The following is a 25550-nucleotide window of genomic DNA, read 5'->3' as shown; positions in this document are numbered from 1 at the left end:
AGCATGTGGGGAATTATCGCAACCTGGCGAATGGCGCTTGAAGGGGTCACGGAGTCTGCGTCTGCGCTGGCTGCGGGGAAACCGGTAGCAGAAGCGGTGGTCGATGCCGTTGCTGCCGTCGAGGACTTCCCGTTGTATAAATCCGTCGGCTACGGCGGGCTGCCAACCGAAAATGGCGAAGTTGAACTGGACGCGGCGTATATGGATGGCGATACGCTTGCGTTTGGGGCCGTGGGAGATCTGGTTGATATTGCGAACCCGGTGCGTGTCGCCCATGCGCTAAGCCGCCAGCGCTATAACAGCCTGCTGGTCGGCCAGGGCGCGCGTGAATGGGCGCTGAGTCAGGGTTTTGCCAACAAAACCATGCTTACCGACCGCGCGATGCAGCATTACCGTAAGCGCTGCCGGGAGACGCTGGACAAAGGCTTAAGCCCGTACGATGGGCATGACACCGTCGGGATTATTGGCCTCGACAAAAGGGGGTCAATGAGCGTGGCGACCTCCACCAGCGGTCTGTTTATGAAAAAGCGCGGCCGTATTGGCGACTCGCCGATTATCGGCTCCGGCTTTTACTGCGACAGTGAAACCGGTGCCGCCACCGCCACCGGCGTGGGGGAAGACCTGATGAAAGGCTGCACCAGCTACGAGATTGTTCGCCGCATGGCACAGGGCATGTCACCCCAGCAGGCGGCGGACTCGGTGGTCTTCGAACTGGAAGACAAACTGATGTCGCGCTTTGGCCGCGCGGGCGATCTCTCGGTGGTGTGCATGAATAATAAAGGCGAATTCGGCGCCGCAACCAACATCAAAACCTTCTCATTTGTGGTGGCAACGGCCCGCCAGCCTCTCACCGTATTTCGCGCCGAGCGCCTGCGGGAAAAAACGCACTATCAGCCCGTGGATGAGGAATGGATGCAGGCCTATGCCGCGCGGATCCGCGCGCCAGTTGAGGAGTCATAATGATTACCTTTAAGCTTATCACCGACCTTGCAGACGCAAAGCCCCAGAGTCATCTTATTGCCCGGGCCGCCTGCGCGTTACTGCCGGACACCGCACTCATCGCTGAAATGCGTGAACAAAACGCCGTCGCGGATACCCGCTTTGGCTGTGCTCCGTTTGCCAGAATCACGCTGCTGCCGGATGCGCTCTGGCAGGACAGTCTGACAGAAGGGTTACTCGCCGCCCTCCGTCCACTGCTGGCAGCCCCGGTCAGCGCCGATGTGGTACTGGATGTCACGGATATTGACGAGGTGGTGCTGACGCAGGTTCTGCGTTTTCTCTTTAACCAGGCGTATGACCTTCGCGATCTGCAGCTTAAGAAAACCGATGGCAAAAGCGTTCGCCTTCGCCATGTCACCGCCCTGTGTCATCCGCAACAGCGTGAAAGGCTGGACGCTCTCTTCCAGCAACAGCAGGCTATTGCCCGAGGAATGGTCGCCGCGCGACGTCTGGCGGATATGCCGTCCGATCGCTGTACGCCGCAGTATGTCGTCGACGAAGCGCAAAAGCTGTGCGCCGCCTTCCCCGCCCTGCGGTGTGAAGTGCTTGATGAAAAGCAAATTATTGAACAGGGTCTGGGGCTTCTGCATGCCGTCGGTAAAGGCGCGACCTGTCCACCGCGGCTGCTGGCCATTCACTATAACGGCATCGCTGATGGCCCGGTACGCTGCTACGTGGGCAAAGGCATAACGTTTGATACCGGTGGCCTGTGGCTGAAGGAAGGCGCGGGCATGTACACCATGAAATATGACATGTGCGGGGCAGCGAACGTGCTCGGGTTGATGCTGAGCGTGGCAGAACTCGGCCTGCCGGTTCGTATTATGGGCGTACTGGCGCTGGCGGAAAACGCCATAGGACCGGATGCGATGCAGCCGGGCACGGTGGCCAGCGCCTGTAACGGTATCACGGTTGAAATCAACAATACCGATGCCGAAGGCCGGCTGGTACTGGCGGATGCAATCGCCTGGGCCAGCCAGCGTCATCCGCAGGCTCGCTATATTATTGATATGGCGACCTTAACCGGTGCCGTCGTGAAGGCGCTGGGGTACGAGCTGAGTGGGTTAATGACGCAGGACGAAGCGCTGCGTCAGGCGCTCACCCACGCGGGGAAACGGAGCGGTGATGAGGTGTGGTCCCTGCCGCTGGATGCACGGCTAAAAAAACAGACCGACAGCGCCATCGCCGACCTGTGCAATACCCCACCCAATAATGCGGCGATCAGCGCATCGGCGGCCTGGCTGTTACACCATTTTTGCCCGCCGACCATTCCATGGGCCCATCTGGATATTAGCGGCACGGCGCTGTGGCGTGAGAACGGAAAAAGCGTGGCCTCGGGCAGACCCATTCCACTTCTGGTTGAGCATTTGCTGGAAGACAGGTGAGTTTTGGCCAGTGGCACTGGTTCTCCCTCTGCGCCAGGCAGAGGGAGAAAATCGCATCACAGCTTCAGAATATCTTTCACAAAAGGAATGGTCAGCTTGCGCTGCGCGGTAATCGAAGCGCGATCGAGCTGATCGAGCGTATCAAAGAGCGTGCGCATTTCCCGGTCCAGGCGCTTGAGCAGGAAACGCCCCACGTCTTCCGGGAGTTCAAAGCCGCGCAATCTTGCGCGCAGCTGTAACGCCTGAAGTTTGTCTTCATCCGACAGCGGCTGCAGCTTGTAGATTTGCCCCCAGTCCAGACGGGAAGCCAGATCCGGCAGCCCCAGATTCAACTGGCGCGGCGGACGATCGCCGGTGATCAGCAGCCGGGTTTTCCCCGACTCCAGAATGCGGTTATAGAGGTTAAAGATCGCCATTTCCCATGGCTCATCCCCCGCCACACATTCGATATTATCGATGCAGACCAGTGAGAGATGTTCCATTCCCTCCATGACTTCAGGCACAAACCAGGTACGTTTATCCAGCGGCACATAGCCTACCGCATCACCCCGCGCGGAAAGCTCCGCACAGGCGGCATGCAACAGGTGGCTGCGCCCCGCGCCTTCGCGTGACCAGATATAGATGTATCCGCTGTGTTCCTGACGCAGCACGTTTTGCAGTGCAGCCAGTAAAGAGGGGTTATCACCCGGCCAGAAACTCGCAAAAGTTTCGTCGTCAGGGAGATAGAGTGGCAGAGAGAGCTGTGCCGGTCCGTTCAGAAGTACCTCAACCAGATCTTACATAAAATCGGCGGTGAGTTTAGCACGGAACGTGCAAGGAGAGAACCGGGCGGATCGTCCGCCCGGTTTTACGATCAATGTGACGCTTTTTCGCTGTCTTCGGCATCCAGCACCACTTCTTCCGGGCGCAGGACGGAGATCAGTTTGAAGATCAGGCTCAGGCCCACACCCACGATGGTCGCGAGCGCCATGCCTTTCAGTTCAGCCGCACCGATGTGCACCTTCGCGCCGCTCACGCCGATGATCAGGATCACGGAGGTGAGGATCAGGTTTTGCGCTTTGCTGTAGTCCACTTTAGATTCAATCAGCACGCGAATACCGGATGCGCCGATCACACCGTACAGCAGCAGAGAGACGCCTCCCATTACCGGTACCGGAATGATCTGAATAGCCGCCGCCAGTTTGCCCACGCAGGAGAGCAGGATGGCGATGATTGCCGCGCCGCCAATGACCCAGGTACTGTAGACACGGGTAATCGCCATCACGCCGATGTTCTCACCGTAGGTGGTGTTAGGCGTAGAACCAAAGAAACCGGAGATAATGGTAGAGAGGCCGTTGGCAAACATCGAGCGGTGCAGACCCGGGTCGCGGATCAGGTCACGTTTAACGATGTTTGCCGTCACCACCAGGTGACCTACGTGCTCAGCAATAACCACCAGCGCCGCGGGCAGGATCGTGAAAATGGCAAACCATTCAAAGCGCGGGGTATAGAAGGTTGGCAGTGCGAACCAGTGCGCTTCAGCAATAGGCGTGGTATCAACAACGCCCATCACGAAGGAGAGCGCGTACCCCGCCAGCACACCGATCAGGATCGGGATAATCGCCATAAAACCGCGGAACAGCACGGAACCAAATACCGTTACGCCCAGTGTCACCATCGAGATGATGATGGTTTTGGAATCCGGTGACTGCCCGTCAGCAGGCAGCAGGCCAGCCATATTGGCCGCCACGCCCGCCAGCTCCAGACCGATGACGGCGACAATGGCCCCCATTGCGGCAGGCGGGAACATAACGTCCAGCCAGCCGGTACCGGCCTTCTTCACAATGAAAGAGACCAGGCAGAAGAGGACGCCACACATAATGAAGCCGCCCAGCGCCACTTCATACCCCAGCGGCAGCAACAGCAGAACCGGTGAAATAAAGGCGAAGCTTGAGCCGAGATAGGCAGGGATTTTGCCTTTACAGATAAAGAGGTAAAGCAGCGTACCCACACCGTTGAACAACAGCACGGTAGCCGGGTTAATGTGAAACAGGATTGGCACCAGCACGGTTGCGCCAAACATGGCGAACAGGTGCTGCAGACTAAGCGGGATTGTCTGTAAAAGCGGCGGTCTTTCACTCACCCCGATAGCACGGCGCGTCATAGTGTTTTCCTCTGAGTAGTATTGTTGTTGGCGTTTTATTCAAAAAAAAGCCGACTATCAAAGTCGGCTTCATTATCGTTATTCGATTATTTAGTACCAAAAATCTTATCGCCGGCATCGCCAAGCCCCGGGATGATGTACCCGTGCTCATTCAGCCCCTGGTCGATAGACGCAGTATAGAGTTCGATGTCCGGGTGCGCTTTTTCCAGCGCCGCGATACCTTCTGGTGCGGCAACCAGCACCAGCACTTTGATGCTGCTGCAACCGGCTTTTTTCAGCAGGTCGATGGTGGCAATCATTGAACCGCCGGTCGCCAGCATCGGGTCAACCACCAGGGCCATACGCTCGTCGATGTTAGACACCAGCTTCTGGAAGTACGGTACCGGCTCCAGGGTCTCTTCGTCGCGGTAAACCCCGACCACGCTGATGCGCGCGCTTGGCACGTGCTCCAGCACGCCTTCCATCATGCCGAGGCCGGCACGCAGGATGGGCACAACGGTAATTTTCTTACCTTTGATCTGCTCAACCTGAACCGGGCCGTTCCAGCCCTCGATGGTCACTTTTTCCGTTTCCAGGTCAGAGGTCGCTTCATAGGTCAGCAGGCTGCCGACTTCAGAAGCCAGTTCGCGAAAACGCTTCGTGCTGATGTCATGCTCACGCATCAGGCCCAGCTTGTGTTTAACGAGTGGGTGCTTCACTTCCACAATCTTCATTCTCTTTCTCCTCTGAGGGGGCAACCGCAAAAAAATCGCGGGATTATACCGCTTTTTTCGGATTGCACCATACCCAACTTGCTTGACGTACATCAAGCAAAGTGTTTTAGAGGCAAAAAAGCCGGAGGGCAAGCTCCGGCTTTTTGCGTTTTTACTCTGCTGGAATTAAAGAGTGTCGCCGTTGCTGGCTATCACCTGCTTATACCAGTCAAACGACTTCTTCTTACTGCGGTTCAGGGTGCCGTTACCTTCATTGTCTTTGTCGACAAAGATAAAGCCGTAGCGTTTTTTCATTTCACCCGTTCCGGCAGACACCAGGTCGATACAGCCCCACGGGGTATACCCCATCAGATCAACGCCATCTTCGACCACCGCTTTTTTCATTTCGCGGATGTGCGCGGCAAGGTAATCAATACGGTACTGGTCATTCACCGAACCGTCGCTCTCCTGCACGTCGATGGCGCCAAAGCCGTTCTCCACGATGAACAGGGGCAGCTGATAGTGATCCCAGAACCAGTTCAGGGAGTAACGCAGGCCCACCGGATCAATCTGCCAGCCCCAGTCAGATTTCTGCACGTACGGGTTGGAGACCAGGCTCTTACTTTCATCGTAATCCAGCTCCGGGTTATCCGCCGTCGCTTTGGTGGCGAAAGACATGTAATAGCTAAAGCCAATGTAATCGACACACCCCTGCGTCAGCGCCGCGTTATCTTCTTCTGTGATATCCAGCGTGAAACCGCGACGAGCAAAGTAGTTAAGCAGATGCTGCGGGTACTTGCCGCGCACGTGGACATCGGTGAACCAGTAGCGACGGTGCATGGCGTTCATCGCCATCATCATATCGTCTGGGGCACAGGTCAGCGGATAGATTGGACACATGGCAATCATGCAGCCGATCCGCAGCGACGGGTTAATGTCGCGCCCGGCCTTCACCGCCAGGGCGCTGGCCACCAGCTCATAGTGTGCCGCCTGGAACATTACCGGTTCGCGGTCTTCGCCCGGCTCGTACTTCAGGCCGGAGTTGGTAAACGGTGCAAAGTCTTCGTGGAAGTTGGCCTGGTTATTGATCTCGTTAAAGGTCATCCAGTACTTCACTTTATGCTGGTAACGTCTGAACACAACCTCCGCAAAGCGAACAAAGAAGTCGATCAGCTTACGGTTACGCCAGCCACCGTATTCGGTGACAAGGTGGAACGGCATCTCGAAATGGGAAAGGGTAATAACCGGCTCGATGCCATACTTCAGGCACTCGTCAAACAGGTCGTCATAGAATTTCAGGCCAGCTTCGTTAGGCTCCAGCTCGTCCCCTTTCGGGAAGATACGCGTCCAGGCGATGGAGGTACGGAAGCATTTGAAGCCCATCTCGGCAAAGAGTTTGATGTCCTCTTTATAGCGATGGTAGAAATCGATGGCTTCATGGTTAGGGTAATTTTTCCCTGGCAGCACGCCGTTGGTGATTTCACGCGGCACGCCGTGCGCGCCGGCGGTCATCACATCGGCAACGCTGATCCCTTTACCGCCCTCGTTCCAGCCCCCTTCCAGCTGATGCGCTGCGACCGCACCGCCCCACAGAAAATCTGCTTTGAATCCAGACATACACTTTCCCTCATTCTGCGTTATTTTCTGCAAAAACAATTACAGAAACCGGTTTCATCCTGATGATGTGCAAAGGGGCTTTCTGTTGCAAGGAGAAAACCGAAACCGGTTTCATTTTCGTGAACAGACTCAACTTTGGGCGCATTCGCAGGGCCTGCTGAAAAAAAAATCCTCTCGCCGAGAATAGGCTCGCAAACGTTTGCCTGGACTGTTAGAATTGCGCCGATTTTTCTTACTAGCTATGCAATCGCGTGGGGACTTGAGCCGTGACCAACAAAACTTCTCTCAGCTACAAAGATGCCGGTGTTGATATTGACGCAGGTAATGCGCTGGTTGACCGAATCAAAGGTGTGGTGAAAAAAACCCGCCGCCCGGAAGTGATGGGTGGTCTGGGTGGATTCGGCGCACTGTGCGCACTGCCGCAAAAATATCGTGAACCTGTTCTGGTCTCGGGTACTGATGGTGTAGGGACGAAACTGCGCCTGGCGATGGATTTAAAACGTCACGACACGATCGGTATCGATCTGGTCGCGATGTGTGTTAACGACCTGGTGGTTCAGGGTGCAGAGCCGCTGTTCTTCCTGGATTACTACGCGACCGGAAAACTGGACGTGGATACCGCAGCAAGCGTCATTAACGGCATTGCCGAAGGGTGTCTGCAGTCTGGCTGTGCGCTGGTCGGTGGTGAAACCGCCGAAATGCCCGGTATGTATCACGGCGAAGATTATGACGTCGCAGGCTTCTGCGTTGGCGTAGTAGAAAAATCAGAAATTATCGACGGCAGTAAAGTGGCTGATGGTGATGTGCTGATCGCGTTGGCCTCCAGCGGCCCGCACTCGAACGGCTACTCTCTGGTGCGTAAAATCCTCGACGTGAGCGGCAGCGATCCACTGACCACCGAGCTTGATGGCAAGCCACTGGCTGACCATCTGCTGGCGCCGACCCGCATCTACGTGAAAAACGTGCTGGAGCTGATTGAGAAGGTTGACGTTCACGCCATTGCCCACCTGACCGGTGGCGGCTTCTGGGAAAACATTCCGCGCGTACTGCCGGACAACACCCAGGCGGTGATTGACGAATCGTCCTGGCAGTGGCCGTCCGTCTTTAACTGGCTGCAGACTGCGGGCAACGTGAGTTCACACGAGATGTACCGCACCTTTAACTGTGGCGTGGGCATGGTTATCGCGCTGCCAGCAAGCGAAGCGGATAAGGCGATTACGCTGCTGACCGACAAAGGTGAAAACGCGTGGAAAATCGGTATTATCAAAGCATCCGATTCCGAACAGCGTGTGGTCATTGAATGAAAAACATTGTGGTGCTCATTTCCGGTAACGGAAGCAATTTGCAGGCAATAATTGACGCCTGCAAACAGAAGAAAATCAACGGCACCATTCGGGCAGTATTCAGCAATAAGGCCGACGCGTTCGGCCTTGAACGTGCCCGGGAAGAGAACATTCCCGCGCACGCGCTGGAAGCCAGCCAGTTCTCCGGACGTGAAGCGTTTGACCGGGAACTGGTTCAGGAGATTGATGCCTACGCGCCTGACGTTGTCGTGCTGGCGGGGTATATGCGTATCCTGAGCCCGGCCTTTGTCGGGCACTACGCTGGTCGTCTGCTGAATATCCACCCTTCCCTCCTGCCGAAGTATCCCGGCCTGCACACCCATCGTCAGGTTCTGGAAAACGGCGATGAAGAGCACGGTACCTCCGTGCATTTCGTTACCGACGAGCTGGACGGCGGGCCGGTGATCCTGCAGGCAAAAGTGCCGGTCTTTGAAGGTGACAGCGAAGACGATGTTACCGAACGCGTGCAGACGCAGGAACACGCCATTTATCCTCTGGTGGTAAGCTGGTTTGTTGACGGGCGTCTTCAGATGCGCGACGGTGCCGCCTGGCTGGACGGCGTCAGGCTCCCTGCACAGGGTTATGCCGCTGACGAGTAGTTTGTTTGATGTGCCCGGCGGCGCGACGCCTGCACGGGCCTGTGGTCTTCACTGTCGGGTGAGCACCGCGCTTCCCGACATGCCCTTCCCCCAACCCTCTAAAATCCCCCAGAAAAAAAATAACTGTCATACTTTTCTGGCACTGTTGGACATATCGTGGAAATGCTCGCCATAATAAGGACGAGACGGATTTACCACGTCCTGTGATTGAACTGGAGTGTGAGCTGTAATGGGTCAGGAAAAGTTATATATCGAGAAAGAGCTAAGCTGGTTAGCATTCAACGAACGTGTACTCCAGGAAGCGGCAGACAAAAGTAACCCGCTTATCGAGCGTATGCGTTTTCTGGGGATTTATTCCAACAACCTGGATGAGTTCTACAAGGTTCGCTTTGCCGAACTGAAACGGCGAATCATCATCAGCGAAGAACAGGGCTTAAACTCTCACTCGCGCCATCTGCTGGGCAAAATTCAGTCGCGCGTATTGAAAGCCGATCAGGAGTTTGACGGCCTGTATAACGAACTGCTGCTGGAAATGGCACGCAATCAAATCTTCCTGATTAACGAACGTCAGCTTTCTGTTAACCAACAAACCTGGCTGCGTCACTATTTCAAACATTACTTGCGCCAGCACATTACCCCTATTCTGATCAACCGCGAAACCGATCTGGTACAGTTCCTGAAAGATGACTACACCTACCTCGCGGTGGAAATTATTCGTGGCGACACGATTCGTTACGCATTGCTTGAGATCCCGTCCGATAAGGTGCCGCGCTTTGTGAACCTGCCGCCGGAAACCCCGCGCAGACGCAAGCCAATGATCCTGCTCGATAACATCCTGCGTTACTGCCTGGACGACATCTTCAAGGGCTTCTTCGATTACGACGCGTTAAACGCCTACTCTATGAAGATGACCCGTGACGCCGAATACGATCTGGTGCACGAGATGGAAGCCAGCCTGATGGAGCTGATGTCATCCAGCCTGAAACAGCGCCTGACGGCGGAGCCGGTGCGCTTTGTTTATCAGCGCGATATGCCAGATGCCATGGTGGAAATGCTGCGCGACAAGCTGACCATTTCTCGCTATGACTCCATCGTGCCGGGCGGTCGTTACCATAACTTTAAAGACTTTATTGGCTTCCCGAACGTCGGCAAGGCCAATCTGGTGAACAAACCGCTGCCGCGTCTGCGCCATCTCTGGTTCGATAAATTCCGTAACGGTTTCGACGCCATTCGCGAGCGCGATGTCCTGCTCTACTATCCGTATCATACGTTTGAACACGTGCTGGAACTGCTGCGTCAGGCTTCGTTCGACCCGAACGTACTGGCGATCAAAATCAACATCTACCGTGTGGCAAAAGATTCCCGCATCATCGACGCGATGATCCATGCCGCGCACAACGGCAAAAAAGTGACCGTGGTGGTTGAGCTGCAGGCACGCTTCGACGAAGAGGCAAACATTCACTGGGCGCGCCGTCTGACGGAAGCCGGTGTCCACGTTATCTTCTCAGCGCCCGGGCTGAAAATTCACGCCAAGCTGTTCCTTATCTCCCGTAAAGAGGGGGAGGACGTGGTGCGTTATGCCCACATTGGTACCGGGAACTTTAACGAAAAAACCGCGCGAATTTATACCGACTACTCGCTGCTGACTGCCGATGCGCGCATCACTAACGAGGTTCGCCGGGTGTTCAACTTTATTGAGAACCCGTACCGCCCGGTCAGCTTCGATTATCTGCTGGTCTCGCCGCAGAACTCACGCCGCCTGCTGTACGACATGATCGATAAAGAGATCGCCAATGCCCAGAAAGGGCTGTCGTCGGGCATTACGCTGAAACTCAACAACCTGGTCGACAAAGGACTGGTGGATCGTCTGTATGCGGCGTCCAGCTCCGGCGTTCCGGTCAATCTGTTGATACGCGGTATGTGCTCACTGATCCCTGAACTCGAAGGCATCAGCGACAATATTCGCGTGATCAGCATTGTTGACCGCTACCTGGAACACGATCGGGTCTATATTTTCGATAATGCGGGTGATAAACAGGTCTATCTCTCTTCTGCAGACTGGATGACGCGCAATATTGACTACCGAATTGAAGTCGCGACACCGCTCCTGGATCCGCGGCTGAAGCAGCAGATCCTCGATATCATCGAGATTCTGTTCAGCGATACGGTGAAAGCACGCTATATCGACAAAGAACTCAGTAACCGCTATGTACCGCGCGGCAATCGCCGTAAAGTGCGGTCGCAACTGGCGATTTACGACTATATCAAATCACTCGAGCAACCCGATTAACCTATGCCGATAAATGATAAGACCCCACGCCCGCAGGAATTCGCCGCGGTCGATCTTGGTTCTAACAGTTTCCACATGGTCATCGCCCGTGAGGTGGATGGCGCGTTGCAGATCATCGGTCGTCTGAAGCAGCGTGTACACCTGGCGGATGGTCTTGATGAGCGCAGCATGCTCAGCGAAGAGGCAATGGAGCGAGGCTTAAACTGCCTGTCGCTGTTTGCTGAACGCCTGCAGGGCTTCTCCCCCTCCAGCGTATGCATTGTGGGCACCCACACGTTGCGCCAGGCGCTGAACGCGCCTGAATTCCTCAAGCGGGCCGAAAAAGTGATCCCCTACCCCATTGAGATCATCTCCGGTAACGAGGAAGCCCGTCTGATTTTCATGGGTGTTGAACACACTCAGCCGGAAAAAGGACGCAAGCTGGTCATCGACATCGGCGGCGGCTCTACGGAACTGGTGATCGGCGAAGATTTTGAGCCGCGTCTGGTCGAAAGCCGTCGTATGGGCTGCGTCAGCTTTGCGCAGATGTATTTCCCGGGTGGCACAATCAGCCGCGAAAACTTCCAGCGCGCGCGCATGGCCGCTATCCAGAAACTGGAGAACCTGGCCTGGCAGTACCGTATTCAGGGCTGGAACGTAGCGCTGGGCGCATCGGGCACCATCAAAGCGGCACATGAAGTGCTGCTGGCGATGGGTGAAAAAGATGGGTTTATCACCCCTGAGCGCCTCACCTTGCTGACCGAAGAGGTGCTGAAACATAAAAGCTTTGACGCCTTAAGCCTGCCGGGTCTTTCCGACGAGCGCAAAGCGGTATTCGTACCGGGGCTGGCTATCCTGTGCGGCGTATTTGATGCGCTGGCAATTAAAGAGCTGCGTCTTTCCGACGGCGCGCTGCGTGAAGGTGTGCTGTATGAAATGGAAGGCCGTTTCCGCCATCAGGATATTCGTAGCCGCACCGCGCAAAGCCTGGCAAACCAGTACAATATCGACCGTGAACAGGCGAAGCGCGTGCTGGAAACAACCGTTCAGATATACGACCAGTGGCAGGAGCAGAACCCTAAGCTGGCGCATCCGCAGCTTGCCGCCCTGCTGAAATGGGCAGCGATGCTGCACGAAGTGGGACTGAATATTAACCACAGCGGAATGCACCGCCACTCAGCCTATATCCTGCAAAACAGCGATCTGCCTGGCTTCAACCAGGAGCAGCAAACCATGATGGCGACCCTGGTGCGCTACCATCGTAAAGCCATCAAGCTTGACGATCTGCCGCGTTTCACGCTGTTTAAGAAGAAGCAATTCCTGCCGCTTATCCAGCTGCTGCGTCTCGGCGTCCTGCTCAATAACCAGCGTCAGGCCACGACCACCCCGCCCACGCTGAAGCTCAAAACGGATGACAACCACTGGACCCTGAGCTTCCCGCCAGACTGGTTTAGCCAGAATGCGCTGGTGCTGCTGGATCTGGAAAAAGAGCAGCAGTACTGGGAAGCGGTCACCGGCTGGCTACTCAAAATCGAAGAAGAGAGCTCAGACGTCGCGGCGTAACGGCTCAGGTCTCGACCGGCGACGCCTCTGCTTCCAGCAGTGACTCAAGCGCCACCGGTCTGCCAATCAGATAACCCTGCACATAATCGATACCTAGCGCGTGAACCGCGCTACGTATCTCTTCTGTTTCGACATACTCCGCGACTACCAGCATTTTCTTCATTCGCGCCAGATGGCAAATCGAGGCCACTATCTGATAGTCCAGACTGTTATTGACGATATTGCGGATAAAGCTTCCGTCTATCTTAAGGATATCGGCGTCCACGCTTTTCAGCCGCGCATAGCTCGCATAGCCGGTACCGAAATCATCAATCGCAATGCGTACCCCCATTTTTTGCAACTGCCTGAGGGTATGGAGCGCCTGCTCTCCACTGCCGAAGGTGCTGCACTCGGTCACTTCAAATATCAGCTGCCAGGGTTCCACGGCGTATTTCGCCAGCAGACGACTCACCTCAGCCGGGAACTGCGCACGGCACACGGTGGAAGGGCCCAGATTAATGGCAAAACGCTGGCCGGGCAGATGTACCCGATGCTCTGCCAGGAAGCGTAGCGTGTTCTCCAGTACCCACAAATCAACCCGCGACGACAGACCAAACTCCTGGGCGACGGGCAGGAATTGCAAGGGAGAGAGCAACGCCCCGTTTGCATCTGACATCCGCAGCAACACTTCGTGGTAGCAATCGCCCCGCACGCCGCAAACCGGCTGGACCAGCAGAGTAAACGCGTTACTGTCGAGCGCACTTTGCAGACGGCTCATCATCGCAACCTTGTCCTTCAGGCTACGCTGGAGATGGACAGCACCGCGCTGCTGCAGATTTTCCGGATGGTTGGTCGAAATCGACAGATCGGCAATCACCCCCAGTTCACCGAGGACCAGATAGAGATGGGTCACCGGTGAGCGCACATAGCAGTAGCTCACGCCCACCTGAGGCTGCAGCGGCATCCCATCCCAGACAAAGCGGAACTGTTTAATATGCTCGTCCAGCGCCTCAATGCGTTGCTGGTGCGATTCCGCGTTAAGGCGAACCGCCAGGTCACAGCCGGTAAGATGATAGACCCGCTCACTGGGCTGCAAGGTGCCATTGACCCATTGCGCCAGCTGCTGTTTATACAGGATCCGCAACAACACCCCGTAATTTCGGCCCAGCACCTCCAGCTCCGGAATGCGCAGCAAACAGAGCGCCGACCACGGGTTTTTAGCAAGATCGCGCGACAAGGCCCGCAGGTTCGGCATATGGACAACCGGGTCGAGTAGCGCCAGCCTGCGGGAACGTTTATTCGCGGCGCGCTGGCAGGTGGCCAGCATCGACATGTAAATCACCACAAACGAAAAGACCAGATAGCTGGAAGAGGTAATTGCCAGCTGAATGTCATACCCGGACTGTTGAGGGATATAGCGGTAAAAATAGTGGATGGACACCAGCAGCACCGGGGTCCAGATAAGCGACATCAGCTTATAGCCAAACCGCATCGCTCCCCACAACATCACCGGCATCAGCAACGACAGGGTGTAGTTGGTGGTGAAAATCGAGCTGTTTTCATTCATCGGGAGCAGCAGGAGGGTAAGCAGCCCGCCAAGCGCAATGGCCCACAGCAGAAATTCAATGACCGTCACCTTTTTGTCTATCTGCATTCGCACCTGCGAGACAAGACTTCTGATATACCGCGGATGGCGAATCAGACGGATCAATAAATAGCTTAACGGCACGCCCGTCAGCCCACTGACCAGCAGCGCCTGATAGTTAATCAGCGTGCGAATATTAAGCGGGGTCAACCCCTCTAGGCTCTGACGGCTCTCATACACCCCCAGATAGAGGGCAAACTGAAACAGCACCAGAAACAGCGTCGCGGGGCAAAAGGCCTGCCAGAAGATACGCTGCGCCATCAGTCTGACATCCCCGTAAGCCGTCATGCTGCGTCTGGGCGCAAACACCCGATACCCCCCCCAGCTGAGCACAACAGGGACAATAAAATGAAAAATGCCGGCGATGGTTTCGAACAACCCAACCGACGGGTAGTAGCGGATGAACAGTGACAATACGATGCCGGGCAGCGCTTCCAGACCAAAAAACATCATCACCGAAAGCAGAAAGGAGAGAGGTAAATAATAGAGTGCCACCAGACCATCGCCCAATCGGGTAAAGGTATTGGCAACGCTTAATACAGGCAGTAAACCCACCGGTAAAATAAGCGGTAAAGCCCACCAGCGGTCTTTATTGTTTTTCAGGAAAGAAATAATGTTCATAGATGCCCGTTTAAACCCCTTTCGCTCCAGAGGGAAATGAAGACAGGCATCCAACCTGACGTACCTGCCGCCCGACAACGTGCGGGGCGAACAGTATGGAGGTGGGATTTTAAATACCAGGCCAGGGAAACCGTTGACTTAAATCAAACTAATTTACTCAAACGATCCTTTCTTACATTTTTTTTGAAATAGTTTTCTTCATATTATCAATATGGTAAATGCAATTATTAATTTCAATAACATTAATTAATGTAACTATTGACGGTTATTTACACATTTGCGAATTGACCCTCTCTTCCCGCTGTGCCTTAATATCCCTGTCGCCCAAAAGGGCATGCCCAGGAAAAACACAGTGAGTCAGGCCACGCGTATGCGAAAACGACATCAGTTCAACACCCGGATGACCCGCATCATACTGCTTATCAGCTTCCTGTTTTTCTTCGGCCGCTTCGTTTACTCCTCTATTGGCGCCTGGTATCACCATCAGGACAAGGCCCAGTCACAGCAATCCAGCCTGACCGTTGATTCAGCCGATCGCTAACGCGTCGAAGGATTTTGTAATATCCGAATTATCCCTGCTATTCCTTTGCTCAGGATTTTATCCTGGCGCATCACCACAGCCAGCTGTCGCTGCAGCACGGGCGTGAGCGACATCACGCATAGCCCTTCGCGGTCAGCCGCCAGGTCTACGGCCATACGCGGCACGATACTGTAGCCAAGCCCCGCACGTACCATCCGCTTGATCGCCTCGATGCTGCCCAGTTGCATCACCGGCGTGAGGATTCGCCCCTCGGCCGCAAACCAGCCGTCGATCAGCGCCCGGGTGCCGCTGCCTGATTCAAAAGCAATGAATGGCTGCGCGTGCAACGCAGCCGGCGTCAACGGCTGAAAACCGTCCTGCTGGTCCAGCGACGCGATAAAAACAAACTCTTCGTCCATCACCGGCGTAACGTCGAGCGCTCTTCCGCTCACCGGTAACGTCACCAGCCCCATATCAAGACGGTTTTCTTCAATTGCCCGGACGATGTCAAGCGTATTGCCGGTCGTCACGCCCACTTTGAGAAGCGGATAGTCACGTCCGAGCTGCTGCAACAGCGGCGGCAGAAGATGAATGCAGGCCGTTGCGCCCGTGCCAAGCGTAATAGTGCCACTCACGTCGTGGCTGAACTCACTCACGGACCGAATGGCTTCATCCACCGCCTGCTGAATACGCTCCCCGTGCACCAGCAACGCCTGCCCGGCAGCCGTGGGTTTGATACCCCGCCCGGTACGCTCTACCAGCCGGGTTTGCAGAAACTGCTCCAGCTGGCGGATTTGCAGGCTGACGGCCGGCTGGGAAATGCCCAGCAGGTCCGCCGCCGCGGAAAAACTGCCGCGCTGGATAACCAGACGGAACGTCGCGAGATAGCCCAGGTTGAGCGTTGTCATTCAAAGTTTCTCTTATACAGCGCATAAGGTGGCTGACCTGCCAGCACAATAGCGCGCTCGCTATGCTCAGGACAACTGCATAACGGAATGAAAAACAATGAAAACACCTGCCCTTCCCCGTCACCTCGCCCTCCGGGCAGGTTGTCATCAGCTTATCAACTGGGGGATCTCGTTTTATATGCCCGGGACCTTTGCCCAGGCCATTGTGGCCGACAGGGGGTGGTCATCACCGCAGCTCTACCTCGGCCTGACGCTGGCGATGCTGGTAATGGCGATGGTCTCCCCTTTTGTCGCCCGACTGCTGGCGTACGCTGGCGGGCAGAACGTGGTGATGAGCGGAACGTTACTGATTGCCGCAAGCTGCGCGGGCATGGCATATACACAGACGCTGTTCGGCTGGTACAGTGCCTGGCTGGTTGCCGGTATCGGGATGCGGCTCTCGCTGTATGATGCGCTGTTCGCCGCGCTGGTGAACCTGTACGGCCAGCAGGCACGCAGAACGATCTCGCGCATCACGCTTGCAGGCGGGCTGGCCTCAGCGGTTTTTTGGCCGCTGGGTGATGGGCTGCTGAAAGTGATGAGCTGGCAACACGCATTGCAGATCTACGCCCTCTTTGGCCTGCTGAGTACGGTACTGATTCGCACGCTTCCCCACCAGCGGCTGGCGGCCCCCCCGCACGTTACCGCGCCGCCCGTGCGCCAGGAACGGCGTAACGGCTGGCGGTATGCCACGTTTATTGCCCTCATGACCTTTGTCTCTAACGGCACGTCCACCCATCTGCCAGAGTTTATTGCCAGTTTTGGCCTGCCGGTCGCCATCGGCATGTTGTGGGGCGTTGGCCAGACGGGCGCACGCGCCACGGAGGTGCTGGCGGGTGCACGCTTAACCCCACTCAACCTCACGCTCCTGACCGCCCTCGCCATGCCGCTCTGCTTTGTTATCGGGTTAAGCAGCTCGCTGTTTGTCGGGTGTGCCGCCGGTTTTGTGCTGGGCTACGGCGCCATCAACGGGCTGATGACGATAGTAAAAGCCACCCTGCCACTGACGCTTTTCAGCACCGAAAGCTATGCCCGCCGCACCGGCATGCTGCTCATTCCCGCACAGCTTATGGCCGCGGCATCGCCGTTTGCCTATGCGTGGCTAAACAAAACGCTGGGGATCGCCGGCGCAATGTGGGTTTCCACCGCGCTGACGCTGGTGATTGCCGGGCTGGCGATAGCGATTGTGCGCAGTGCCGACCCCGCGCGGAATGATGAAATGTATCCCACTGTATCCGGAGCGCCACGCTGACAAGCCGGTACAAAACGCCGTTCCCCGCAAACATCCCGGATACATAAAAATGGTTTTCTGTGTCTGTCATTGTTTGAAACCGAATTTGAAACCGATTGAGGAGAGACTCAGATGATCCGTCGTTATTTACTGCTCCCTGCACTTGTTCTGGCGTCAGCAACCTGCTCCTGGGCCGCACCGCTGGATAACCTCAGCGCTGCCGACGTCAACGGCCCTGCCGCTGTTGCCCCGCTGGAACATCCACAGGCGGCCGCTAAGCTGATTGTCGATCCACCGCTTGCCGGCCCGCTGAGCAAGGGGGCGGTCTTTATTCAATACCGGGCTGAAAACCTGCGCATCGAGCCGGTATTCGGGCCCGATGCGCTGAAGGTCACACCACGTATCGGCCATATCCATGTTGTGGTGGATGACGCCCCCTGGCACTGGGCCGATACCAGCGGAGAGCCAATCATTCTGGTTGGGTTACCCGCCGGGAAGCATAAAGTGACCATAATTCTGGCCGACCCCACGCATAAACCCATCGACCATAAAACCATTGAATTCACCGTACCGCCTCACGCAACGGTCCATCATTTTTAAGGAGCCAGACAATGAAAGCACGTTCTGTACTGACGGCGGGTCTGCTGGCGCTTTCAGCCAGCGCCTTTGCTGAGAGCAAAACCAGCGTGGTGCTGGTCCATGGCGCGTTTGCCGATGGCAGCAGCTGGAACAAGGTCATTACCTGGCTGCAAAAACAGCATACCGAGGTGATTGCCGTCCAGCTGCCGCTCACGTCGCTTAAAGATGACGTTGCCGCCACCCGGCGCGCCATTGCACGGGCGCAGGGCGATGTGGTGCTGGTAGGTCATTCCTGGGGCGGAACGGTGATCAGCGAAGCGGGCAACGATGCACGGGTAAAATCCCTGGTGTACGTAGCGGCCTTTGCGCCTGATTCCGGCCAGTCGACGGCGGACCTGGCGGGAAGTTACCCACCGCCAGCGGGGAGTGCGGATATCGCAAAAACGGCAGACGGGTATTTGTATCTCCCGCCAGAAGCCGTGATGAAAGACTTCGCACCGGATGTAGGCGCCGTTGAACAGCAGACCATTGCAGCCACTCAGGGGCCGATCAAGGCCGACGCGTTTGCGGAAAAAGTGAGCCATGCGGCCTGGCATGAAAAGCCAAGCTGGTTTGTGGTCAGCAAAAATGACCGGATGATTAACCCGGAGCTTGAACGTGCGATGGCGAAAACGATCCACGCGAAAACCACGGAAGTGGCAGCAAGCCACGTGTCGATGGTGAGTCAGCCGGATGATATTGCCCGCACGATTGAGCAGGCAATAATAAACCATTAAGAATGCAACAAAAGCCCGCGTAGCGCGGGCTTGCAGAGCGTCGGGTTACTTCACTTTCTGCACGTCAGTATCTTGCGCCTTCAGCGCCGTTCCATCCTGCGCTGCTGGCGCCATCAGGGGAACCGGCTTGCCGGTACGCCTGTCGATCAACAGCGAGTGGCGCTCCCCGCGTTCAAACAGATGCTGCTCTCCCCACTGGCGAAGCGCAACGACGATGGGAAACAGGCTTTCGCCTTTGTCCGTCAGGACATATTCCTGATACGACGTACCGTCTGACGCCCCCTGCATCGCGAGAATGCCCGCGTCGACCAGCTTGCGCAGCCGGTCAGCCAGAATGTTACGCGCAACCCCGAGATCCCGCTGAAAATCCCCGAAACGGCGCATGCCGTCAAAAGCATTACGCACAATCAGAAGCGACCAGCGATCGCCAATCAGATCGACGCTGCGGGCAACGGGACAAAATTCCTGTTCAATCGGTTTACGAGACGGCACAGCGTTACCCCGGCAGGTCAGTCAACAATAACTGGTTGCATTTTAAAACCGCATAGCCTAGCCTTCAACTGGTTTCTTTTTAAAACCACTTTACCCAGGGCGAGGATTTGAACATGTCACACGCGTCACCACTACCGTCAGATCGAAAAACCGGGCACGTCCGCTCAGGCGACATGCCGCGTAGCCTGGTGTGGCTGTTCGCCCTCGCCAGCGGCTTAAGCGTGGCCAACGTCTATTACGCACAGCCGTTGCTTGACGCGTTGTCCAGAGACTTTGGCATCAGCCAGGGTGCCATTGGCGGCGTGGTCACCGCCACGCAGATTGGCTGTGCTCTGGCTCTGCTGTTCGTGGTTCCTCTGGGGGATAAAGTGGATCGCCGGCGCCTGATGGCGCTACAGCTTGTCGTACTGATCGCCGCACTGGTCACGGTCGGCATGGCGCAGACGTCAACGATGCTGCTGGCGGGTATGCTCGCCACCGGCATGGCAGGAACGGCCATGACGCAAGGGCTTATCGCCTATGCGGCCAACGCCGCGTCGCCGCATGAGCAAGGCCGCGTTATTGGTGCGGCACAAGGCGGGGTATTTATGGGCCTGTTAGTGGCCCGCGTCGTCTCCGGAGGCATCAGTGATATCGCGGGCTGGCGTGGCGTGTATCTCTCTGCCGCCGGGCTGATGGTCATTATTGCGTTTCCGCTGTGGTGGAGGCTGCCCCGCTTGCCTGCGGTGCCTGAAACGATGAGTTACCCGCGCCTGATTCACTCAATGCTGACCCTGCTGCGGGAAGAAAAAGTCCTGCAGGTGCGCGGCGTACTGGCTTTACTGATGTTCGCGGCGTTCAATATTTTCTGGAGCGCTCTGGTGCTGCCGTTAAGTGCCCCACCCTATAACTTATCGCATACCGCCATTGGTGCTTTTGGCCTGGCCGGAATGGCAGGCGCGTTAGCGGCAACCCGGGCCGGAGAGTGGGCCGATCGAGGATATGCCCGGCACACCAGCGCGGCTGCACTGGTCATGTTACTCCTGGCGTGGTGGCCGATTTCACTGATGGATCGTTCGCTCGGCATTTTGCTCATTGGCATCGTGCTGCTCGATTTGGGCGGGCAGGCGCTGCATGTCACCAACCAGAGCCTGATCTTTCGTACCCGCCCCGAGGCGCATAGCCGGCTGGTCGGGCTTTACATGCTGTTTTATGCCGTCGGCAGCGGTCTGGGCGCGCTGAGCACCACGATGACGTATGCCATCGCGGGCTGGCAGGGCGTCTGCCTGACTGGCGCAGCGGTGAGCCTGGTGGCGCTGGTGTTCTGGTGGGTAACGCGCAAGACAGGATAAGGGTGATAAAAAAGCCCGCGGGGTGCGGGCTTCTGCAACGTCAACGTGGATAGTCGCGGTTGATCCACGCGTGATCGTCTTCCCAGGTGAACATCCATTTTCGCACCGGACCGGCCATCACGTTGAGATAGTAGCTGTCATAACCAGCCAGCGTCGCCACCGGATGGTACCCCTTCGGCACCATCACCACGTCGCGGTTATAAACGGCCATACACTCATCCAGCGACCTGTCGTCGGTATAGACCCGCTGCATGCAGAACCCCTGCCCGGGATTGAGGCGGTGATAGTAGGTCTCCTCCAGGTAGGTTTCCTGCGGTGGATTATCCGTATCGTGCTTATGGCTCGGGTATGAACTGGTGCAGCCTTCGTGGGTCCAGACCTCAACCACCAGCAGGCTGTCGGCGGGTTGATCTTCCGGCAGAATGTTGTGCACGTAGCGCTGGTTATGGCCTTTGCCACGCGCCTGCGCGTCGATATCCTGCGGAGCGATAAGCCGTGTCGGGAAGGTCCCTTTGCCGGGTGCGACACAGACCGCCAGCTCCAGCGTCGTCAGCGCCTTAATCTGCACCGTCTCCTGCGGCGTGACGTAGACCGCCCAGGGCTTTATGCGCTCAAACGGGCTCATCCGCTCGCCGATGTCAGTAAACTGCGCGGTAGGTGTGCTGACAGAGGCCCGTCCGGCCACCAGCACCAGACAGCGCTCTTCGCTGACGGCGGGCAGCGTCAGCGTCTGCCCTTCCTGCAGTTCATACGCTTCAAAGCCAACGTATCCCCAGCCCGCGCGTTCCGGCGTGACGGACTGGGTACGGCCCTCCGCACTCGGCGGTTGCCAGCGTGATAACAGACGTGACATGTCACCTCCTCAGATAAGCCCGGCGTCGCGCGCCAGACGGCTCAGGTTGTTATACCCCAGACGGGCGTAGGTCAGCGGGTGAGCGATAGCAGGATCCTGCTCCGCCTCCACCACCAGCCAGCCGTGATAATCCTGCGCCTTCAGCAGTCGCATGATGGGCGGATAGTCCACGCAGCCGTCACCCGGTACGGTGAAGACCCCACTCAGCACCGCATCAAGGAAGCTGGTTTTGCGGTTTTTGACGTCCGCCAGCACGTCGGCGCGCACGTCTTTACAGTGAACATGGTTAATGCGCGATGCCCAGCGCTGGGCCACCGCCAGCGGATCAGCCCCGGCAAAGGTCAGATGGCCCGTGTCCAGCAGCAGGCCCACCTCTTCACCGGTATGGGTCATCAGGTTATCGACATCTTCAGCGGACTCAATGACCGTTCCCATATGGTGATGGTAGGCAATCTGCACCCCCTGCTGCTGCGTGTAGCGGGCAAAAGCGGTCAGCTTCTCGCCGTACTCTTTCCAGCGCGCGTGCGGGAAGCGCGGGCGAAGATGAACCGGCGTCTGTTGCTCGCCGTGAATACAGCCGCTCACTTCGGCGAATACCAGCACCTTTGCCCCCAGTTCGCGCAGCAGCGTCAGGTGGGACTGCACGGCGGCAATCTCCTCCTCCACGCTACGCTCCAGCAGACGCCCTGAATACCAGCCGGAGACCAGCTGCAGATCGTGGCGCTGCAAAATGGGGCCAAGCAGACGCGCCTCACGCGGGAATTTATTGCCCAGTTCGAAACCGGCAAAACCGGCCTCTTTCCCTTCGCTCAGACAGGTATCCAGCGGCGTCTCCGCGCCGAGTGAAGGCAGATCGTCGTTCGTCCATGTCAGCGGGTTAATGCCTAATTGCACACTCATTGTCGTCTCCTGAATTATGCGTGTCCGCGCTCGCGCCACCAGGCGATAAGCTGCAGGTAATTGTCCCGGATGCGTGCCACCAGCTGCGCATCGTCAATATCGTGTTTCAGCCATGCACGGGACGCATCGCCAAACAGCGTACGTCCTACGGCAAAGCCCTTCACCAGCGCGTGTCCCGAGGCGGCTTTAAAATCAGCGCGAAGCTGCTCAGCCGGGGCGTCCAGCCCGAGGATCACCACGCCACGGCAGTGTGGATCCCGACGTTCAATAATCTCGCTCAGCGCCGTCCAGCCATCGGCAGAGAGCGGCGGCAGTTTCCACCAGTCGGGATAAATCCCCAGGTTGTAAAAACGCGAGATGGCGCGCAGGTAAAGCTCATCGCTGCGCGGCATGCTGGCAGGCAGGATCACCTCCAGCAGCAGTTCATGACCGGACTGGCAGCAGGCGTGGTAGACCTCTGCGATTTTCTGCTCCTGCTCCAGACGCAGGCCGTGCGCATCTTCCGGATGGAAAAAGACCAGGCATTTCACCACATGCTCCTGCGGCCAGCTGATGAGCTGCGTGCCGATGTTACCGTGCTCCATCTCCAGCGGCCGGGAGCCCGGCAGCTCAATAGGGCGGCCTATCCACCACCCTTCACCGGTAATCGCGTTCAGGGCGTCCTGACCAAAAGTGCCGTCACACAGCAGACCGGCTTTGCCCTCAAGCCCTGCGCTGCTGGCCGCCTCACGGCTGGCCTGCAGAATAAGCTGCTTCAGCGCCGGGATGCGCTTCAGGGATGCCCCGCACTGCAACGCCATATCTTCCAACTGGCTGCGATGATCGAAGGCCATCACGCACAGCTCCGGCCACTCGCGGCGGCGGGTAGTGACGCGGTGCAGATGGTTCAGGCGCGCGTCAAGATCGGGACGCGGCACCGACGCCGCACGCCTCAGGTAGTCGTCCAGCTCAGCCTTGCTCGGCATCGCCGGGGCACAGCCGTGGCGGGAAACCACCAGCGCACCACATGCGTTGGCATAGCGGCAGGCCTGCTCCCAGCCTTCGTTGTTAAGGTAGCCGCGCAGCAGGCCGGACATAAACGCGTCGCCCGCACCGAGCACGTTCAGCACCTCAACGCGCACGCCGGTCACCGTCAGACCCTCATCCAGCCGGGGCGGTATAGCGTCGGTATACACCGAACAGCCAAGCGCTCCACGCTTGCAAACCAGCGTGGCGTTACTCACGGCGCGCACGCGACCCAGCGCCTGCAGGGTATCGGTACTGCCACCTGCAATGTGAAACTCTTCTTCGGTGCCGACAATGACGTCGAAAAGGTGCAGCACCTCCTGCAGTTCACGGGTCACGTTTTCCGCGGCAATAAAGCGCGTCTCCCCGTCCCCTAATGAGGTCAGCCCCCACAGTACCGGCCGGTAGTCGATATCCAGCACCGTGCGAACACCGTGACGGCGGGCATAGTTAAGCGCCGTCAGCACCGCGTCACGGGTTTGAGGGTGCGAGAGATGGGTCCCGGTGATGGCAAGGCACCGTGCGGAGGCAATATAGCGTTCATCCACATCGCTGGCCGTGATGGCCATATCCGCGCAGTTATCGCGATAAAAAATCAGTGGAAAGGTGTCCCGGTCTTTAATGCCGAGGAGCACCAGCGCCGTCAGGCGTTCTTTGTCGGTGATCAGATGGCTGGTATCGCAGCCCACCTGGTGTAATTCTTCTCGCAGGAAGCGTCCCATATGTTCATCACCGACGCGTGCCAGCATCGATGAGCGCAGCCCCTGACGCGCCGTGCCGTAGGCCACGTTGCCGGACGAGCCGCCGAGATATTTCGCGAAGCTCGACACATCTTCAAGACGGGCACCAATTTGCTGACTGTAGAGGTCTACCGCCACGCGGCCCATGCATATCACATCAAACTGCTTTTCCACGTTGATACCTCATCAGACAATGTCGTTCACGTTCAGCCAGCGGCCTTCCTGGTGCGAGAGTGCGATGGCGTCCAGCACCCGCGAAACCTTCCAGCCCTCTTCAAAGTCCGGCCACATCGGCACATCAGCGGCAATACCGTCGACCAGGTCGCGTACTTCCACCGTTTTTTGATCGTTAAAGCCGATACCATGACCCGCCCCCATGCAAAACGCGCCATAGTCCGGATGTGACGGACCCACAAGCAGCGTGCGGAATCCCTGGCGGTTTACCGGGTCGTCATGCAGATAGAGCTTCAGTTCCGCCATCCGCTCCTGGGTAAAACTGATGGCCCCTTTGGTGCCGGTTATCACGTACGACAGTCCCATCTTGCGCCCGCAGGCGACGCGGGACGTTTCAATCACCCCTTGTGCTCCGCCGGCGAAACGGACCATCGCGTGTGCCTGATCTTCGTTTTCAACCGCAACGTTTTGCGACGAACCGGCCTGCGCCGGGCGCTCAGGCACAACAATTTTTAAATCACCGCAGACCTGCTGAATGTCCCCGACCAGATACTGCGCCATGTTGACGATATGCGCCGCCAGGTCCCCCAGAGCACCCAGCCCGGCGGTCTCTTTAAAACAGTGCCAGTGAATGGGAGAAAGCGGGTCGGCCATATAATCTTCGTTGTGGGTACCGTAGAAGTGGATCACCTCGCCAATCTCGCCGCGGGCGATGATCTCTTTCGCCAGCTGTGCCGTCGGGTTTTTCATGTAGTTAAAACCCACCAGCGTTTTCACCCCTGCCCGCTTCGCGGCGTCCACCATTTCACGTGCGTCATGGGCATTCAGCGCCAGCGGCTTTTCCGAGTAGACATGCTTACCGTGGCGAATGGCCTCCAGCGCCATCTCTTTATGCAGATGGTTGGGGGAGCATATATCCACGACATCAATCGCCGGGTCAGCCACCAGTGCCCGCCAGTCGCCGGTTGAGCGGTTGAAGCCAAAGGCCTGCGCCCGCTCTGCCGCCAGCGCGGGCGTCACTTCCGCCACCATCTCGCGCACCAGTTTGCCGCGCAGGGTAAATACCGTCGGCGCCTGGGCATAGGCGATGGCATGTGCCTTGCCGATATACCCGGTGCCAATCAATCCAATACGAACCTCTTTCATCCTG

General features: G+C 57.2%; 22 protein-coding genes. 11 read left to right on the top strand and 11 right to left on the bottom strand.

The window, feature by feature from the left end:
- Positions 1-3: 3 nt before the first annotated feature.
- Positions 4-960 (top strand): N(4)-(beta-N-acetylglucosaminyl)-L-asparaginase, encoded by a 957-nt coding sequence (locus AB6731_RS20705; RefSeq protein ID WP_153852984.1) that lies wholly within the window; start codon positions 4-6, stop codon positions 958-960.
- Positions 960-2381, top strand: a complete 1422-nt coding sequence (locus tag AB6731_RS20700; protein WP_371006759.1) for a M17 family metallopeptidase — start codon at positions 960-962, stop codon at positions 2379-2381. Before AB6731_RS20705 ends, AB6731_RS20700 begins: the two co-directional genes overlap by 1 nt.
- A 56-nt stretch (positions 2382-2437) precedes the next feature.
- Here AB6731_RS20700 and AB6731_RS20695 read toward each other — a convergent pair whose 3' ends face one another.
- From AB6731_RS20695 to AB6731_RS20680, 4 genes are all read right to left on the bottom strand, one after another.
- Positions 2438-3139, bottom strand: coding sequence for a DnaA inactivator Hda (locus tag AB6731_RS20695; RefSeq protein WP_212479862.1), 702 nt, complete (start codon positions 3137-3139; stop codon positions 2438-2440).
- 95 nt (positions 3140-3234) lie between these two features.
- The gene (gene uraA / locus AB6731_RS20690; protein ID WP_014171128.1) at positions 3235-4524 is read right to left on the bottom strand and encodes a uracil permease; all 1290 of its coding nucleotides are present in this window, start codon (positions 4522-4524) and stop codon (positions 3235-3237) included.
- A gap of 86 nt (positions 4525-4610) precedes the next feature.
- Positions 4611-5237, bottom strand: coding sequence for a uracil phosphoribosyltransferase (gene upp, locus AB6731_RS20685; RefSeq protein ID WP_020883061.1), 627 nt, complete (start codon positions 5235-5237; stop codon positions 4611-4613).
- A 165-nt stretch (positions 5238-5402) separates the two neighbouring features.
- On the bottom strand, positions 5403-6833 hold the full coding sequence (locus tag AB6731_RS20680; RefSeq protein ID WP_020883060.1) for a 6-phospho-beta-glucosidase: 1431 nt from the start codon (positions 6831-6833) through the stop codon (positions 5403-5405).
- Positions 6834-7099: 266 nt separating this feature from the next.
- On the opposite strand from AB6731_RS20680, the gene purM reads away from it, so the two are divergent.
- The 4 genes from purM to ppx all read left to right on the top strand — a co-directional run bounded on the left by purM (position 7100) and on the right by ppx (position 12607).
- On the top strand, positions 7100-8137 hold the full coding sequence (purM, locus tag AB6731_RS20675) for a phosphoribosylformylglycinamidine cyclo-ligase (protein WP_014171131.1): 1038 nt from the start codon (positions 7100-7102) through the stop codon (positions 8135-8137).
- On the top strand, positions 8134-8775 hold the full coding sequence (gene purN, locus AB6731_RS20670; protein ID WP_014171132.1) for a phosphoribosylglycinamide formyltransferase: 642 nt from the start codon (positions 8134-8136) through the stop codon (positions 8773-8775). The genes purM and purN overlap by 4 nt, the downstream gene beginning before the upstream one ends.
- 229 nt (positions 8776-9004) lie before the next feature.
- On the top strand, positions 9005-11065 hold the full coding sequence (ppk1, locus tag AB6731_RS20665) for a polyphosphate kinase 1 (RefSeq protein ID WP_014171133.1): 2061 nt from the start codon (positions 9005-9007) through the stop codon (positions 11063-11065).
- Positions 11066-11068: 3 nt separating this feature from the next.
- On the top strand, positions 11069-12607 hold the full coding sequence (gene ppx, locus AB6731_RS20660) for an exopolyphosphatase (RefSeq protein ID WP_014171134.1): 1539 nt from the start codon (positions 11069-11071) through the stop codon (positions 12605-12607).
- 4 nt (positions 12608-12611) lie between these two features.
- Here ppx and AB6731_RS20655 read toward each other — a convergent pair whose 3' ends face one another.
- The gene (locus AB6731_RS20655) at positions 12612-14852 is read right to left on the bottom strand and encodes an EAL domain-containing protein (protein WP_040018113.1); all 2241 of its coding nucleotides are present in this window, start codon (positions 14850-14852) and stop codon (positions 12612-12614) included.
- Between the two features lie 370 nt (positions 14853-15222).
- Here AB6731_RS20655 and AB6731_RS20650 point away from each other — a divergent pair, with 370 nt between their 5' ends.
- Positions 15223-15393 carry a YfgG family protein gene (locus AB6731_RS20650; RefSeq protein ID WP_020883056.1) on the top strand — a complete coding sequence of 57 codons (171 nt, stop codon included), beginning with the start codon at positions 15223-15225 and terminating at the stop codon, positions 15391-15393.
- Here AB6731_RS20650 and AB6731_RS20645 read toward each other — a convergent pair.
- Positions 15390-16280: a LysR family transcriptional regulator gene (locus tag AB6731_RS20645; RefSeq protein ID WP_371006758.1), complete on the bottom strand. Its 891-nt coding sequence runs from the start codon at positions 16278-16280 to the stop codon at positions 15390-15392. The two genes, AB6731_RS20650 and AB6731_RS20645, sit on opposite strands and share 4 nt — an antisense overlap.
- A 97-nt stretch (positions 16281-16377) precedes the next feature.
- Here AB6731_RS20645 and AB6731_RS20640 point away from each other — a divergent pair, with 97 nt between their 5' ends.
- The 3 genes from AB6731_RS20640 to AB6731_RS20630 all read left to right on the top strand — a co-directional run bounded on the left by AB6731_RS20640 (position 16378) and on the right by AB6731_RS20630 (position 18905).
- Positions 16378-17571 carry an MFS transporter gene (locus AB6731_RS20640; protein ID WP_371006757.1) on the top strand — a complete coding sequence of 398 codons (1194 nt, stop codon included), beginning with the start codon at positions 16378-16380 and terminating at the stop codon, positions 17569-17571.
- Between the two features lie 111 nt (positions 17572-17682).
- Positions 17683-18150 (top strand): DUF6130 family protein, encoded by a 468-nt coding sequence (locus tag AB6731_RS20635; RefSeq protein WP_025203479.1) that lies wholly within the window; start codon positions 17683-17685, stop codon positions 18148-18150.
- 11 nt (positions 18151-18161) lie between these two features.
- On the top strand, positions 18162-18905 hold the full coding sequence (locus AB6731_RS20630; RefSeq protein ID WP_371006756.1) for an alpha/beta fold hydrolase: 744 nt from the start codon (positions 18162-18164) through the stop codon (positions 18903-18905).
- Between the two features lie 45 nt (positions 18906-18950).
- Here the strand turns inward: AB6731_RS20630 and AB6731_RS20625 are convergent, their stop codons facing one another.
- Complete coding sequence (locus tag AB6731_RS20625) at positions 18951-19397, bottom strand: helix-turn-helix domain-containing protein (RefSeq protein ID WP_014171141.1); 447 nt, start codon at positions 19395-19397, stop codon at positions 18951-18953.
- Positions 19398-19510: 113 nt separating this feature from the next.
- Here AB6731_RS20625 and AB6731_RS20620 point away from each other — a divergent pair, with 113 nt between their 5' ends.
- Positions 19511-20728, top strand: coding sequence for an MFS transporter (locus AB6731_RS20620; RefSeq protein ID WP_371006755.1), 1218 nt, complete (start codon positions 19511-19513; stop codon positions 20726-20728).
- Between the two features lie 40 nt (positions 20729-20768).
- Here AB6731_RS20620 and iolB read toward each other — a convergent pair whose 3' ends face one another.
- From iolB to AB6731_RS20600, 4 genes are read right to left on the bottom strand one after another with little or no spacing between them, the layout of a single operon-like run.
- A complete protein-coding gene (iolB, locus tag AB6731_RS20615; protein ID WP_284942915.1) occupies positions 20769-21581 on the bottom strand; it encodes a 5-deoxy-glucuronate isomerase in 813 nt (270 codons plus the stop codon).
- 9 nt (positions 21582-21590) lie between these two features.
- Positions 21591-22481 carry a myo-inosose-2 dehydratase gene (gene iolE, locus AB6731_RS20610; RefSeq protein WP_073396233.1) on the bottom strand — a complete coding sequence of 297 codons (891 nt, stop codon included), beginning with the start codon at positions 22479-22481 and terminating at the stop codon, positions 21591-21593.
- A 14-nt stretch (positions 22482-22495) separates the two neighbouring features.
- A complete protein-coding gene (iolC, locus tag AB6731_RS20605) occupies positions 22496-24400 on the bottom strand; it encodes a 5-dehydro-2-deoxygluconokinase (RefSeq protein WP_371006753.1) in 1905 nt (634 codons plus the stop codon).
- 12 nt (positions 24401-24412) lie between these two features.
- On the bottom strand, positions 24413-25546 hold the full coding sequence (locus AB6731_RS20600) for a Gfo/Idh/MocA family protein (protein ID WP_020883047.1): 1134 nt from the start codon (positions 25544-25546) through the stop codon (positions 24413-24415).
- Positions 25547-25550: the final 4 nt, after the last annotated feature.

The sequence above is a fragment of the Enterobacter sp. RCC_40 genome, assembly GCF_041360735.1.
GTDB lineage: Bacteria > Pseudomonadota > Gammaproteobacteria > Enterobacterales > Enterobacteriaceae > Enterobacter > Enterobacter ludwigii.
Note: the sequence above shows the minus strand (reverse complement) of the source record. Positions and strands in the feature narration are given on the sequence as shown.